The 14,489-nt window shown below is 44.0% G+C and carries 11 protein-coding genes and 2 pseudogenes; 7 read left to right on the forward strand and 6 right to left on the reverse strand.

Annotated features, from left to right (window positions below; translation table 11 throughout):
* Positions 1 to 164: 164 nt before the first annotated feature.
* From addB to G4V62_RS05900, 7 genes and pseudogenes are all read left to right on the forward strand, one after another.
* A complete protein-coding gene (gene addB, locus G4V62_RS05875; RefSeq protein ID WP_165200169.1) occupies positions 165 to 3,653 on the forward strand; it encodes a helicase-exonuclease AddAB subunit AddB in 3,489 nt (1,162 codons plus the stop codon).
* A complete protein-coding gene (gene addA / locus G4V62_RS05880; protein WP_246218281.1) occupies positions 3,646 to 7,098 on the forward strand; it encodes a helicase-exonuclease AddAB subunit AddA in 3,453 nt (1,150 codons plus the stop codon). The genes addB and addA overlap by 8 nt, the downstream gene beginning before the upstream one ends.
* Positions 7,032 to 7,388 (forward strand): PD-(D/E)XK nuclease family protein, encoded by a 357-nt coding sequence (locus tag G4V62_RS19765; protein WP_312855442.1) that lies wholly within the window; start codon positions 7,032 to 7,034, stop codon positions 7,386 to 7,388. The genes addA and G4V62_RS19765 overlap by 67 nt, the downstream gene beginning before the upstream one ends.
* Positions 7,385 to 8,587 carry an exonuclease SbcCD subunit D gene (locus G4V62_RS05885; RefSeq protein WP_165200171.1) on the forward strand — a complete coding sequence of 401 codons (1,203 nt, stop codon included), beginning with the start codon at positions 7,385 to 7,387 and terminating at the stop codon, positions 8,585 to 8,587. Before G4V62_RS19765 ends, G4V62_RS05885 begins: the two co-directional genes overlap by 4 nt.
* A pseudogene (locus G4V62_RS21035) lies at positions 8,562 to 9,119 on the forward strand (AAA family ATPase); the annotation flags it as partial. The gene G4V62_RS05885 and the pseudogene G4V62_RS21035, both read left to right, overlap by 26 nt.
* A gap of 2,379 nt (positions 9,120 to 11,498) precedes the next feature.
* A pseudogene (locus G4V62_RS21040) lies at positions 11,499 to 11,977 on the forward strand (SbcC/MukB-like Walker B domain-containing protein); the annotation flags it as partial.
* Between the two features lie 25 nt (positions 11,978 to 12,002).
* On the forward strand, positions 12,003 to 12,278 hold the full coding sequence (locus tag G4V62_RS05900) for an HNH endonuclease (RefSeq protein ID WP_281358004.1): 276 nt from the start codon (positions 12,003 to 12,005) through the stop codon (positions 12,276 to 12,278).
* 3 nt (positions 12,279 to 12,281) lie between these two features.
* Here the strand turns inward: G4V62_RS05900 and G4V62_RS05905 are convergent, their stop codons facing one another.
* The 6 genes from G4V62_RS05905 to G4V62_RS05930 all read right to left on the reverse strand — a co-directional run bounded on the left by G4V62_RS05905 (position 12,282) and on the right by G4V62_RS05930 (position 14,454).
* Positions 12,282 to 12,500, reverse strand: coding sequence for a spore germination protein (locus G4V62_RS05905; RefSeq protein WP_165200177.1), 219 nt, complete (start codon positions 12,498 to 12,500; stop codon positions 12,282 to 12,284).
* Between the two features lie 280 nt (positions 12,501 to 12,780).
* Positions 12,781 to 13,155 (reverse strand): spore germination protein GerPE, encoded by a 375-nt coding sequence (locus G4V62_RS05910; protein WP_246218282.1) that lies wholly within the window; start codon positions 13,153 to 13,155, stop codon positions 12,781 to 12,783.
* Positions 13,152 to 13,328: a spore germination protein GerPD gene (locus G4V62_RS05915; protein WP_165200179.1), complete on the reverse strand. Its 177-nt coding sequence runs from the start codon at positions 13,326 to 13,328 to the stop codon at positions 13,152 to 13,154. Before G4V62_RS05915 ends, G4V62_RS05910 begins: the two co-directional genes overlap by 4 nt.
* Positions 13,325 to 13,951 (reverse strand): spore germination protein GerPC, encoded by a 627-nt coding sequence (gene gerPC / locus G4V62_RS05920; protein WP_165200181.1) that lies wholly within the window; start codon positions 13,949 to 13,951, stop codon positions 13,325 to 13,327. Before gerPC ends, G4V62_RS05915 begins: the two co-directional genes overlap by 4 nt.
* A gap of 54 nt (positions 13,952 to 14,005) precedes the next feature.
* A complete protein-coding gene (locus G4V62_RS05925; RefSeq protein ID WP_165200183.1) occupies positions 14,006 to 14,215 on the reverse strand; it encodes a spore germination protein GerPB in 210 nt (69 codons plus the stop codon).
* Positions 14,216 to 14,232: 17 nt separating this feature from the next.
* Positions 14,233 to 14,454 (reverse strand): spore germination protein, encoded by a 222-nt coding sequence (locus G4V62_RS05930; protein WP_165200185.1) that lies wholly within the window; start codon positions 14,452 to 14,454, stop codon positions 14,233 to 14,235.
* Positions 14,455 to 14,489: the final 35 nt, after the last annotated feature.

Here is a 14,489-nt window from a genome sequence, read left to right on the forward strand (position 1 = left end):
TGCTAAACTAGGTTTATCGTCTAGTACACGAAACAATTTAAATAAGATGAAGGATGATAGCGGTCAATGAAATATGTTGTAAGAAGAATGGCCGGACAGTCTTTTTTGATAGTACGTGTGTTCGCATGATATACTATGAGTAGATTTAAGGGAGGTGGTAGGTTGTGACACTTCGATTGATTCTTGGAAGGTCTGGTCAAGGAAAAACTTCTTTTATACATAATGAAATTGAACAAAACGTGGTCGATTTTCCCCATCGTAAAACGATCATCATTGTACCAGACCAGATGACCCACCAAACAGAGTATTCTTTGATCTCAAGACCTCAATTTCCAGGTATGCTCGGAACGGAAGTGCTCAGCTTTTCTCGATTGGCTTTAAGAATCATGCAAGGAACATCAGGTGCGGAACAGCCTTTTATTAATGAAACTGGGGTTCACATGCTTTTGCGTCAATGCTTTGAAAAGGTGAAAGATGATTTGCTCGTATACCATTCCTCTATTTCTAAGCATGGTTTTATTCAAGACGTTTACGCGTTTTTTCAGGAACTAAAACGATACCAAATGACTGCAGACGATGTGTCTGCTTATGAAATGAGTGCTGAAGAACGTGCAGACACTTGGCAGGGTCAGCGTTTATTAAATAAAAAGATAAATGACCTAGCCAAAATGTATAGTGGGTTGGAGAAAGCGCTCCAAGGTCATTATACGGATGCAGAAGATTTGTTACGAATGGCTGCTGAACAATTGCAATTATCATCAATGTTTCAAGATACACACATCTATGTGGATGGTTTTAATGAGTTTACGCCCTTAGAAAGTCAACTTTTACTTGCTCTCATCAAAGGTTCTGCTCGTTTTTCAATTGCATTTACGATGGAGGGGGATCCTGAGCTTCCTCCTGAACATTCAAGCATGTTTCGCAAGACGCATGCAGCTGTCTATAAATTGTTGGAAGAAGCAAGGTCAGAAGGGATTGCCATTGAGGAACCCGTAAAATTGCATAAATCATTTTATGAAGATGCAGGTCTTCGCCATCTTGAAGCCCATTTGAATACATTACCCATTCAACCTTTTCATCAATCTACAAATATCAGTGTTCGAGGAGCGGTGAGTCGAAGAGCTGAGGTAGAAGCGTGTGCACGAGAAATCCTTTCACTCGTCCGTGATGAAGCGTATCGATATAAAGATATTGCGGTAATTTCCCGTGACATGGACGCGTATGCCCATTTGTTAAAAAATACTTTTGAAGAACTCGACATTCCTTTTTTTATTGATCAGAAAAGAACGATGCTTTCCCATCCTCTCATTGAATATATTCGTTCGGCTTTAGAGGTTGTAGAAACGGGCTGGCGCTACGAAGCCGTATTTCGCTGCGTCAAAACAGGATTATTGATTGAGCATTGCCCAACGGTTGATCAATTGGAAAATCATGTATTGGCATACGGAATTTATGGTTCTAAACGTTGGGGGCAGCATTGGGAGTATCGCAGATACCGTGGAGCGACTGGAGGCGTCCAAACTGACGAAGAAGTTCAGCATGAAAATCGTTTAAATACCGTTCGTAAACAAATCTATAGCCGATTAATTCAACTGGATGACGATCTCAAAAAAGCAAAAACCGTGAAAGAGCGATGCATCGCTGTATTTGAATTTCTTGAGCAAACAGAGGTCGTAAAAACGTTGGAAAAGCTTGCTGAGCAAGATGAAGACAGCGGCGATATGGTCAAGGCACGCGAGCATCAACAGGCATGGCAAGCAATCATTGATTTGTTTGATCAGCTTGTAGAAACATCTGGCCAGGAAGGTATGTCGCTCAGCCTTTTTAAGGAAGTGACTTTATCCGGGCTGGAGAGCTTAAATTTTGCGCTCGTCCCTCCTGCTGTAGATCAAGTGATTGTTGCTACACTCGATCAGTCGCGGGTGACTGGAATTCAAGCGGCCTTTGTCCTTGGCGTAAATGATGGCGTTCTCCCGTTAAACGTTCAAGAAAGCAGTCTATTGAGTGAGGAGGAGCGGGAGCATTTGCAAGAAGAAGGCTTCTCTTTAGCACCAAGCTCTAGACAGCGAATGGCTGATGAGACGTTTATGGCCTATACTGCATTTACAAAAGCTTCAGCTAAACTATACGTCACCTATCCGCTCGCTGATGAAGAAGGAAAGACGTTAATGCCTTCTCAATGGATTGCAAGATTAAATGAAATGTTTCCAACAACCAAATCGGAGCGTATCATCGTTGGAGATCCGTCAGAGGATTTACCGGAGGCGCAAATGAATTATATTGTTCGCCCAAGACAAGCACTGTCTTTATTAGCGACACAGCTGTCGCATGCTAAACGGGGGTATCCTGTTCATGATACGTGGTGGGCTGCGTACAATTTTTTTATGCAGCATGAAGAATGGCAAGTTCTGAGCCGAATGATTTTGCAAAGTCTATTTTTTGAAAACGAGGCGAAGCGTTTAACGAAAGAAACAAGTCGGCAGCTGTACGGTGACAAAATTCAAACAAGCGTTTCGCGAATGGAGACCTTTCAAGCTTGTTCTTTTTCCCACTTTTCGGGGTATGGACTTGGTTTGAAAGAACGAGCTGTTTTTCGACTTGGCGCTCCTGATATCGGTGAATTATTTCATTCCGCAATTAAAGAAATGAACGTATTTTTACAAAACAATAAGAAAAGCTGGAGCGATCTCGCAGATAAAGAATGTGAAGAGCTTGCTAGCAACACAGTAGAAAAACTTGCTCCAAGAATTCAAAAAGAGATTCTCTTGAGCAGTTCACGTCATTTGTATGTACTTAAAAAGCTTAAAAGTATTGTTTCAAGAACGGCAATGGTGCTCCGCTCACACCAGCAGCAAAGTGGATTTGTACCTTTTAAAAATGAGGTGGGGTTTGGTCCTGGCGAGGAGATTGATTCACCAATTTTCACACTGAGTAATGGGGTGAAGATGCAGTTGGTTGGGCGAATTGACCAAGTGGATATTGCCCGAACCGATCAAGGCCCTTTGCTGCGGGTCATTGATTACAAATCAAGTGCAAGAGGGCTGAGCCTTGCTGAAGTGTATTATGGACTTTCCTTACAAATGCTCGTGTATTTAGATGTCATCGTAAGTGAAGCAGTACAGTGGCTAGATGAGAAAAGTGCTCTTCCTGCGGGGATGCTATATTTTCATATTCATAATCCACTCGTGAGTGGAAGCTATAACGATTCCCGAGAGACGATTGAAGAGAAAGTGCTAGAGCAATTTCGGATGAAGGGCTACATGCTCGCTGATGATACAGTCGCATCAATGATGGACCAGAGCGTACAACAGAGTGAAAAGTCAAAGATCGCTCCATTCAAACGAAAGAAGGACGGAGGCTTTGATGCGTATTCCTCGGTAATCAGTACGGAAAACATGACGACGCTTAGAAAATATGCTCGCTTTTTAATGAAGCGAATTGGATTGCAAATTACGGAGGGTCAGACGACAATATCTCCGTATGTTTATAAAAATCAGACGCCATGTACGTATTGTGCATTTAAAAAAGTGTGCCAAGTAGACGAATCATTAGCTGAAAATAAGGCTCGTCTGCTTTTCCCAGATAAAGATGCAAATGTCATTCATCACATGATTGAGCAGCTTGGAGAAGAAGGGGGAGAAGAGAATGAATGAAGACTTTGCCCCACCGCTAGGGAGTAAATGGACGAAAGATCAATGGCAAGCCATAGTCGATGGAGGACAATCACTACTTGTTTCTGCTGCTGCTGGCTCAGGGAAGACAGCCGTACTCGTCGAACGAATTATCCAAAAAGTAACAAATGACGAGTATCCTATTGATATAGATCGTATGCTTGTCGTTACTTTTACAAATGCAGCGGCTGCGGAAATGAAAAGTCGGGTTGCGTCTGCTTTGGAAAAAGAGTTAATCAAACAGCCTTCTTCGTTGCATTTACGTCGACAGTTGTTACTCGTTAATCGTGCGTCGATTTCAACATTGCATGCTTTCTGTATGAAGTTAGTTAGGCAATATCACCATATCACCGATATTGATCCGGCTTTCCGAATTGGAGATCCGACAGAGATGGAATTCCTTCAGGAAGAGGCCTTAGAAGAGTTATTGGAAACAGAGTACGGGCAGGAAGACAACCAGGCGTTTTTTGATTTGGTTGATCGCTATAGCGCCGATCGTCATGATATAGATGTGGCCCAGTACATTAAACGTTTATATGAATTTTCGCGAGCGCACCCGTGGCCCTTTCATTGGCTGCAATCCCTGCAAGAGATGTATCAGCATGAAGGCGAAGGTACAATCGATGATTCGATGTACGGTCAAGTGGTTTTGGATGCAGTTCAAGTAAAGGCAAACAGTTGGGAAGCCTTACTTAAAGAAGCATGTTTAATTTGTGGACAGGATGGCGGTCCTGCCTCATATCTAAATCAGCTGGAAACCGAAGTCGCAACCATTCAAGCATTCAATAACGCATGTCAACATTCATGGAATAAAGCTGCAGAGATCAGTGCCAACAGTCCGTTTACACGCTTACCGTCTATCCGAAAGAATGATGGTGTAGATGAAGAGCTAAAAACAGCCGTAACGAACATAAGGAACAAAATAAAAAAAGACTGGAACGACGTATATACAACGTATTTTGCAAGAAAGCCTGACTCTTATTTAGACGATTTGCTTAAGCTAGCACCAGTAGTCGGTGAGTTTAAACGGCTTGTCATTAAATTCCATCAACGGTATGAAGCAAAAAAGCAGCAGCGGGGCGTTGTAGACTTTTCTGATTTAGAACATGCGGCGTTAGCGATTTTAAGAGCGCCTGAATCTACACCTGGCAAAGTCATTCCTTCAGAAGCTGCGTGTAGTCTAAGTGAGTTCTTTGAAGAAGTGATGGTCGATGAGTACCAAGATACAAACCTCGTTCAGGAGGCGCTTATTGAATTAGTATCCCGGCAAGCTCAGGAAAAGGGAAATCGTTTTATGGTCGGTGATGTAAAGCAGTCTATTTACCGATTTCGTTTAGCAGAGCCTACACTTTTTACAGAGAAGTACAGGCTATTTTCAACTGAGCAAGGTGGTAAAAAAATTGATTTGGCCATGAATTTTCGAAGTCGGGCAAGTGTTTTAGAGGCCACGAATGTTGTCTTTCGTCAGCTTATGGATGAAAAGGTCGCCGGCATCGCCTATGATTCCTCCGCAGAGCTAGTAGCAGGACTGCGAGGTACATATACCGAGAACAACCATTTTTCTCCAGAGTTATTGGTGATTGATGGTGCTGATCAAGCAGAAAACGTACACATTGAGGATGAAGAGACAGATAAAGCTGTGTTTGAAGGGCGTCTGATCGCGCAAAAAATTAAGTCATGGGTATCTCGGCCTGATCTTTACGCTGTTTACGATAAAGACAGTGACCAAAGCCGGCCTGCGCAGTATCGGGATATCGTCATTTTGCTGCGATCAATGCCGTGGGCTTCGGCAATCATGGACACGCTACGGGAAGAAGGGATTCCTGTATATGCTGAATTAGGTGGCGGCTATTTTGATGCGACTGAAGTGTCGGTTATGCTCTCTTTACTCCAAATCATTGATAATCCGTATCAAGATATTCCGTTAGCGGGTGTCCTCCGTTCACCGATTGTCGGTTTGGATGAAGAGCTGTTAGCAAACATTCGTTTAGTTGATCGAAAAAGCTCTTTTTTTGAAGCTGTGGAGACATACGTATCCGAAGGAAGCGATCATGCCCTCGTGACGACACTCCAGCTGTTTTTAGGGAGATTGAAAAAATGGCGAAAACGTGCAACCTCGCTGTCCGTTGCTGATTTAATTTATGAGCTCTATAGAGATACAGGATACATCGATTTTGTCGGAGGACTGCCTGGCGGAAAGCAGAGGCAGGCAAATCTACGTGCTTTATATGATCGGGCAAAACAATATGAAGACACGTCATTTCGAGGGTTGTTTCGGTTTTTACGCTTTATTGAGTGGATGCAAGAACGTGGAGACGATCTTGGAGTAGCACGCGCTTTAGGTGAGCAGGAGGATGTCGTGCGTATCATGACGATCCATAAAAGTAAAGGGCTTGAATTTCCTTTTGTTTTACTTGCTGGACTTGGCCGGTCATTTAATAGGCAGGACGTGAAAGGAAAACTGTTGCTTCACCAGCATCTTGGACTGGGAACGCAAATGATTCGGCCGGAGTCTAGGTATCGGTACCCAACGCTGGCACAGCTTGCGATCATAGAACAGTTAAAAAAGGAACAAATTGCTGAAGAGATGCGAGTGCTTTATGTCGCAATGACACGTGCGCGTGAGAAGCTTTGTATGATTGGAACACTGAACAATGCAGAAAAAACGATTCAAGCTTATGAATTGAGCGCAGCGATGAGACATGATGGACGATTACCAGAAGCTGTTCGGGTAGACGCGAAAGCCTATATAGACTGGCTATACCCTGCGCTATTGCCTGATCAAGCTAATGAAGACCCGGTTGTATCCGTGGAAGTGATCCCTCAGTCTTCATTATTAAAAGGTAAGTCGTCTTCAGCGGAAAAACCGTTCGCCTTTGATACCGTGCAGCAAGGTCATGCTGTCGAAGTGGATGATGTAATGAGTGCCACGGTCGAGGCGCGACTTACATGGAAGTACGGTAAGCTTCATCTTACAAAAGCGAAGGCTAAACAAACGGTTACAGAGTTAAAGAGAAAAATGGATCTTACAGATGAACATATGTTTGACTATGACCAGATGCCGATGCTGCAAGTCCCGTCGGTACGCTCTTCGTCAATGGAGCGTCCACGCTTTATGCAGGATAAACAATCATCGTTAACACCGGCAGAGCGAGGGACAGCACTGCATGCGGCATTGCAACGAATAAATTGGCAATCGATCCATACAGTTTCGGACGTTGCAAAAGAACTGGAGGCGCTCGTTCATAAAAAACAGCTGACGCCTGAGCAACGTGAGTCGCTAGATGCAGAAAAGTTGTTTCCTTTTTTTGAGCATCCGGTGATTGAGCGTATTCAACGAGCAAAACGCGTTTTCGAGAAATTCCTTTCACCTATGGTCTTTCAGCTCAACTCCTCGGCCTCGGGGATGACGAAGATCCGATCATGATTCAAGGGATGATTGACATCGTTTGGGAGGAAGAAGATGGTTGGTGTCTTTTAGATTACAAGACAGATCGAATTCTCGGACGCTATGAAAATAAAGCGATAGGAATTCAAAGGTTAACAGAAGCTTATCGACGTCAAATTCAGCTTTATTGCTACGCACTGCAGCAAATTTGGCGGACACCTGTTCTTCAAAGCTATTTGTATTTTATGGACGTGCACGAAGCAATAGAAGTGCCCGAGGCAAGTGTGGATGAAATGTTTTCTAGTTTGATAAAGGGGGAGACACGTTGAGAATCTTGCATACTGCCGATTGGCATTTGGGGAAATCCCTAGAGGGCAGGGATCGCATGCTGGAGCAGGAAGCTTTTTTACAAGAAATTTTAGAGATTGCGGATGATCAACAAGTAGACGCGATTTTAATGGCTGGCGACGTGTTTGATACAGTCAATCCCTCAGCTGCTGCAGAAACGTTATTTTACAATTACGCTTTAAAAATGGCGTCTCCAAAACGTCCTTTGTTTGTGATTGCTGGAAATCATGATCATCCCGAACGTTTAATCGCAGCGAAGTCAATCGCCGAAAGCCAAGGAATTTATATATGGGGGCCACCAGTTCCAACGATGGCGTCAATGCCATTAGGAGAAAAACAGGAGCTTTTACAGCTAGCGGTGCTACCTTATCCTTCCGAATCTCGTCTCGCCAGCTACTTAAGTAAAGAGATCGATGAGCATGCGCTTCAGCAAGCGTATAACGAAAAAGTCGGCGCTCTTTTTCGTTCATTGAATGCATCTTACCAGACCGATGCGGTCAAGATTGCGACAAGTCACTTGTTTGCAATTGGTGGTCGAGCGGAAGGGGTTGAGCGTCCGATTGAGGTCGGAGGCGCTTATACTGTAGAGACAAATCAATTCCCACAGCAAGCACAGTATGTTGCTTTAGGGCATTTACATCGCCCACAAACGTTAAAAGGGAACCCTTTGGCGCGATATTCCGGCTCCCCCCTTGCGTATAGTTTTAAAGAAAGCCAGCATGCGAAATCGGTAACGATCATTGAGGCCAGCCCAAATGAACCGGTTTCGGTTGAAGAAATTTTCTTACGGAGTGGTCGGCCGCTTGTTCGATGGGAAGCGACTGAAGGTATATCTCAAGTGTTTCGTTGGATTGACGAAGGGAAGGATGCAAAAGCCTGGCTGGATGTACGTATACATGTTCATGATGTACTTGACGGGCATACGATACATGCCTTGCGAAAAGCCCATCCTGGTATCATACATATTCATCCCGTTTTTCCTGAACAAGCAAAGAGTTCATTTGAGACAGCGAGAACATCACTGCCAATCGATGAGCTTTTTAAACAATTTTATCGCCAACAAACAGGTGGAGCGGAAGTAGACGAAGCGGTATTATCGCTCTTTATGGCGCTTGTTCAGAGAAACGATGCTGAAGAAGGGAAGGAGGATATTTATGAGGCCAGTACAACTGACCATTGAAGGGTTGAATAGCTTCCGTCAAAAACAATCGATTGATTTCACGGCGCTTTGTGAGGGAGGCGTATTTGGAATATTTGGCCCAACAGGGAGCGGAAAATCTTCTATCTTAGATGCAATGACGTTGGCGCTCTATGGAAAAGTAGAGCGTGCGGAGCACAATACTTATGGCATCATGAACATGAATGAAAATACGTTACAAGTGTCCTTTACATTTTGTTTAGAAAACGCAGAGCAGGCAAAAACGTATCGGGTAGAACGAAAATACAAGCGTACAGGAGAACAACGTATGCAGACGACGCTTTGTCGTTTGCTTGATGTGTCTTCTGATTCGCCTGTCGTTCTTTCTGATAAAGCAACGGATGTCAACGATCAAATCGAAAATCTTCTCGGTTTGACAAACGATGATTTTACAAGAGCCGTCGTCCTCCCGCAAGGAAAATTTGCTGAATTCCTTTCGCTGAAAGGGAGTGAGCGGAGACAAATGCTGCAGCGTTTGTTTCAGTTGCAGCAGTACGGGGACCAGTTAAATCAGAATGTGAAAAATAGTAAAGCAGAGACGCTTGCAGACTTAAAAGAAATGGATGCAGAGCTCTCAGGGATCGGGGATGCTTCCAGTGAAGCTGTTGCTACAGCAGAAAGTGCACTAAAGCAAGCAGAAAAAGTCGAGAATGAAGCTAGGCAAAACGTTGAAGCGGTTGAGAAGAGCATTGCTTTTGCGAAGCAGGTAAGAGAATGGCAGCAGGAGGAGCGTGTTGCCATTGCTAAAATTGAAGAGCTAAAAAAACAAGAAGAAGGCATGGCATCTATTCAGGAAAAATCGAATCGGGCTAAAGAGGCTGATACACTTAAGCCCCAGCTTGATACCCTGCTCGAAGCAAGAAAAGAAAAAACAGAGGCAACTCAAGCAAAAGCTGTAGCGGTTCAAGCCGAGGAGAAGGCGACAGCAGAGGTGGAAAAACACCAAGCGAGTTATGAGCAGGTCGAAAAAAACTATGCGGATGCGTATCCAAATCTATTACAAAGGCAACTGCGCTTAGAGAACGTGGCAGGGATTGAAGAGCGGCTCACTGAGTTAAAGGAACAACAAACTGAGCTCACTTCACAGTGCAAGACCTACGAAAAGGCATGTGCAGAATTACAGAAAGAGAACAAGGTATTTGCAGCCAAGCAAATTGCTGAGGAGGAGCAATCCGCCTTGCTTCACAAGCAGTTTGAAGAAGTGATGTCTAACATTCCGCCTGAGGATATTCTTCAATTCGTAAATGAGTACTATCCGCTTGCCTATGAGAAAAAGCAGGTTTTAGATCATAGAACAGAAGAATGGATTGAGGCGAAAAAAGAGGCTGTCCTTACTGAGCAAAAGCTACAAAAGGAACAAAAACAGGTTGAATCAATCACACATCAACTGCATGAAGTGGACAACCAATTGCAAAATCGTTTTATGGGCGCAACAGATCAATTAAGAGCATTAAAAACAGTGGTGCAAACGGTGCAGAAAAAAATAGATCAGATTGAATCGGAAGAGCAACGCCTACAGCAAGAAATCATGGCGAAAGAATTGGCAGAGACTTTACATCATGATCAACCTTGTCCGGTGTGCGGGTCTCATCATCACCCTGCCCCGGCAACAAGAGAAGTGGCAACGTCCAGAGCTGAACATGAGAAGAAGCAGTGGTCTACCGTTCTTCAGCAAATGACACAATTTCAAGAACGGTGGCAACAAGTCGTTCGCCGCTTGCAAGACTGCTCTGATCAACTGTCTCAAACCTTGCCAACTTTCGCGCGGAAAATTGCTGACGCGGAAGGTGTACATAAAAATTTGCCATCAATGGAGACGAAACTCACAGCTGTTGAGCTGCTTGAAGAACAGGCATTAAAGGAAGAAGAATCCCTTAAAAAAGAAGAAGCTGCTGTTGCCAAAAGCGCCCGACATCTTTATACCCTCATGCTGCAGTATACAGAAAGTCAAGCGAATGCTGCGGCTGCAAAAGAACAGCATCTAGCCGCGTTAAAACGTGTGGAGCATAAAGCGGACGAAAAGCATGATGCTGAACAAAGAAATAAAGAAGTGGAAACAGAGTGGACCTCTAGGTGTGGGAACTGGCTGCCACTGCGAAATTACGATCGAGCAAAAAAGGAAATGGACAGCAGGTTAGAAACGAAAGCTAAACTTGAAGCGTCTTTACATGAGAGCCACAAAAAGATTGAGTCGATGAAACAACAGCAAGCCGACAATCGCCATGCCCTAGAGAGGCACCAATTGAGCTTGCAATATCGTCAAGAGTCAAAGAGAAAGGTCGAAGCGGAAATCACTGAGGGAGAAGCGAAAATTAAAGCGGTACTTGATGGAGAAAACAATGTCAAAGAAGCACTTCAATCAATTGAAAACAAAATGAACGTCATGCATCACCACCGTAAAAAAGCTGAGCAAGCGTGCAACGAGGCAAGGCAAGCACAAGTAGAGGCAGATCAAAAATTGCAGCGCCACCGTGAATGGGAAAGACGGGCTCAAGCTCATGAAACTAACTTGCAGAAGCGTTTTGCCGAAGCGCTACAAGCGTCCTCTTTTCAATCTGAACGCGATGTGCAGCAAGCGATTGTCACGAATGAGCAAAAAAGCCTGTGGGATGATCAATTGACAGCATTTCATGAGGAATGGAAAGAAGCAAAGACGACGGTAGAGCGTCTGCGACAAAAAAGAGGCTCGTCCTTCGTTTCTGAAGAGGCATGGAATGAACTTCTTCGGGAAAAAGCATATTGGGGTGATCAATGGCGAAAAGCTGTTGAACATAAAGGGTTTTGTGATCAAGCGCTGTCCACGCTGCGTAAAAAGCACGATCGTTTTACACTGATCCAGCGCAAACGAAAGCAATGTCAGAGCGATTTTCAAAATCTCGAGACGCTTGAAAAAGTACTTAAGGGGAACAGCTTTGTTGAATTTATTGCTGAAGAGCAGTTAATGAATGTATGCATAGATGCTACAAGCCGACTGAGAGAGCTGACAAAAGGAAGGTATGCTGTTGAAGTGGACTCAGCTGGCGGCTTTGTCATTCGCGATGATTTAACGGTGGCAGTCGCAGACCTGTCTCATCCCTTTCAGGCGGAGAAGTGTTTATGACCTCTCTCGCCCTGGCCCTCGCTCTTTCTGCTCAAATTCAATTAAGAGGCACATACCCTTTACAATTTTTCTTTCTTGACGAAGGTTTTGGTACGCTAGATCAATCTATGCTCGATACTGTCGTATCAGCACTCGAAGGACTTCATGATGACAAGAGATCCATCGGCCTCATTAGTCATGTCCCTGAATTACAGGAGCGTCTAGTACGCAAACTGACGGTAAGTCCTCCTTCATTTGCGGGACAAGGGAGTATTGTCAAAGTCGAGGTGTAGCTTTATCTCAAAAAGACATTGTGAATTGTGTGGTCGTCGAGGTGTAGAGACGACAGTACATCATTTAATTCCAAGAGAAAAAGGTGGCACACATTTAGAAACGTCAGACGTTTGTAGACCGTGCCACCGGCAAATTCATGCTTTATTTACGAATGCTGAACTCGCTCATTCCTATCATACGATTGAATCACTTCGCTGCCATCCAGATATAGAAGCGTATATAAAGTGGATTCGTAAACAGCCTCCTACAACGTTGCCGCGAACTAGAACAGCGAATCGCCGTAAGAGAAAGCGTCGCTAACGTTTATGCATTCGACACGACATTTTGATCGACTGGATCCGCGTCAAACGTATTTGTCGAGGAAAGACCTGAGTTTTGAATCGAGAAGTCTCCTGTGATGTTCGAAGCTGCTCCATGATACGATTTTGATGTATGTTTTGGTGAAACATAAAACGAATCTCCAAAATTGACAACGCCACTACCGGCAGAGTTAAATTTGACGGCACCTACAATTGAAGGCATCAGACCCCTCCTTTATGGTCAAAGTATGCGCGCGATTGCTGTTCGGTGCGTACAGAATAAATTAGTCTGTTGACAAACGCTATTATCCGTCGGGGGTTGGCTCGTTCGTCTGCTCATGAACTAAGGCTTAATTCGCTTCTTCACGCGCCGTCGCGTCTAGTCTGCAAAGCGTTTCCGGGTAGTAAGTTATCCGTCATTGCTCGGCTCGTTCTATTCTTATGAGCGTTTTCACCCTTCGTCTGGCCATCCCTTTTATGCCAGAAGGAAGAGGTTGCAAGCATCAATTAACTCTTGGGAGCAGATCTCGAATATGCTTCACTCGGCTCTCCATTCTAACATGATGAGTAGATCCGATATGGACGACGGATGAAGCAGCTACACCGATGAAACGGATGCGTTGAACAGAAAGGTAAGGGGATGCCTGAATGCGACGCAGTTGGACGTTTGTTTCAGGCTGTGGATAAGGAAAAGGTTTCGTGAAAAACGAGTCGGTGAAATCCCCCTCGTTTCCAAAAAATATTTCTTCTTCTCGTTGTACGGCAATGGTTTGGCTGTTCGCCTGAATACGATACGAGTCACCAATTTGTGTGACGCTAGATGAGCTGACTGTAACAATTTGTATATTTTGAACAAGCGATGTACGGGTGTTCATCATTGAGGCGTTAGCGGCACGAAAGGACCAATAATTAATGATTCAGGCGGCGTGTCAAACATGGAGGACAGCACAAGTGTTTCAGCGTCACCAATTAGAAAAAGAGATGATGAAGAGACCGCACCTACCTCTATCGTCCCTTGTTTATTTTCATAATTGACAACTTCTATATTCATTCTGATTCCTCCTCTGATTGATGTGTAGGTAAATGCTGTAAAAACATTTGAAAGGCCGTGTGTATATCTTTTTTCATGCGTTTAAACACCTCTTGCTTCAATGCATTATCTGATACATTTGAGTCTGAATCGCGAATGTGACGTACATAATAGCCAATCCGAGCAGGCAGCTGTGTAGACACATCTTTTAGCATATGCTCTGTCATTTCATGATTCGGCTTCATTCGATGATTGTGTTGCATTTGTTCGATAAGCTGAGGCCCTTCTTGCATGATCCACTGTCTCGTCATATCTTGTAATTCAACAACGAGAGGATCATCTGTGTCAGAGAATCCCCCATTTGCAGGTTCTTTTTCACTTGGGGTCGATGTCGGCGGGGAAAACTCCTCGATATCCTGTGGTGAAATTCCTATAGAAAGTGATCCGGAAAGCGTCTCTATTTTAAGTTGATCAAATTTATATTCAATTCGATCGACATGCATCGTTGGAGTAGACATCATGGAAGTTAGTTTAGCTTCAAGTTGTTCAATACGTGAGGTCATGTCACGTATCTGTTCTTCGTGTCGTTGCATTTGTTGAATAAGCTGCTGAAAGTGGTAAGGGTGCTGGTTGGAATAAACCATAAGCTCCTCCTTGATTGTCGTGCCTCTTTTTGTGACTTTATTCAATCGTAGTGATTAGGGAGCAGGGGGTTGTAAAGGGACAAAGGGCGGTTCTTGAGCAATCTCACCAGGTAACGGAGCTGGTTCAGTGTATCCTCCCGTATTGTATAAATTACTGAGCGCTTGAATTTGTCCTGTTGTGCCGATTTGAAAAACGGAGGAGTTGGTAAGCCCTTCGATTCGAATGGAGTTAATCACAATGCTTTGATGGATGTGTAGGCGCACTGTCTCTCCCCCCTTTCCTATAAATTACCTGCAATATTTTGATCGGATAAATCACTGTCGAACGTATTCGTAGCACTTTGATAACTGGATACAGTAATACCATTACCTGTATTAAATGAACCTGCCCCTGAAAATGTCTTATTTGAGCTTTTAGGCGCAATGGAAAACACGTCACCGACATGAAAAACACCACTTGAGCCAACGGAATTGATTTTAATTGCACCGACAATAGCTGGCATAGCTTCCTCCTTTAAGCGAGTTTAAGCTTTAGGAG

Origin of the sequence: Litoribacterium kuwaitense (genome assembly GCF_011058155.1) — a bacterium.
Classification (GTDB): domain Bacteria; phylum Bacillota; class Bacilli; order Bacillales; family DSM-28697; genus Litoribacterium; species Litoribacterium kuwaitense.

Bases quoted from the DNA above. Each gene is read 5' to 3' on its own strand.
- addA (WP_246218281.1), top strand. From the start codon at position 3,646: ATGAATGAAGACTTTGCCCCACCGCTAGGGAGTAAATGGACGAAAGAT.
- G4V62_RS05905 (WP_165200177.1), bottom strand. From the start codon at position 12,500: ATGCCTTCAATTGTAGGTGCCGTCAAATTTAACTCTGCCGGTAGTGGC.
- G4V62_RS05910 (WP_246218282.1), bottom strand. From the start codon at position 13,155: ATGATGAACACCCGTACATCGCTTGTTCAAAATATACAAATTGTTACA.
- G4V62_RS05915 (WP_165200179.1), bottom strand. From the start codon at position 13,328: ATGAATATAGAAGTTGTCAATTATGAAAATAAACAAGGGACGATAGAG.
- gerPC (WP_165200181.1), bottom strand. From the start codon at position 13,951: ATGGTTTATTCCAACCAGCACCCTTACCACTTTCAGCAGCTTATTCAA.
- G4V62_RS05930 (WP_165200185.1), bottom strand. From the start codon at position 14,454: ATGCCAGCTATTGTCGGTGCAATTAAAATCAATTCCGTTGGCTCAAGT.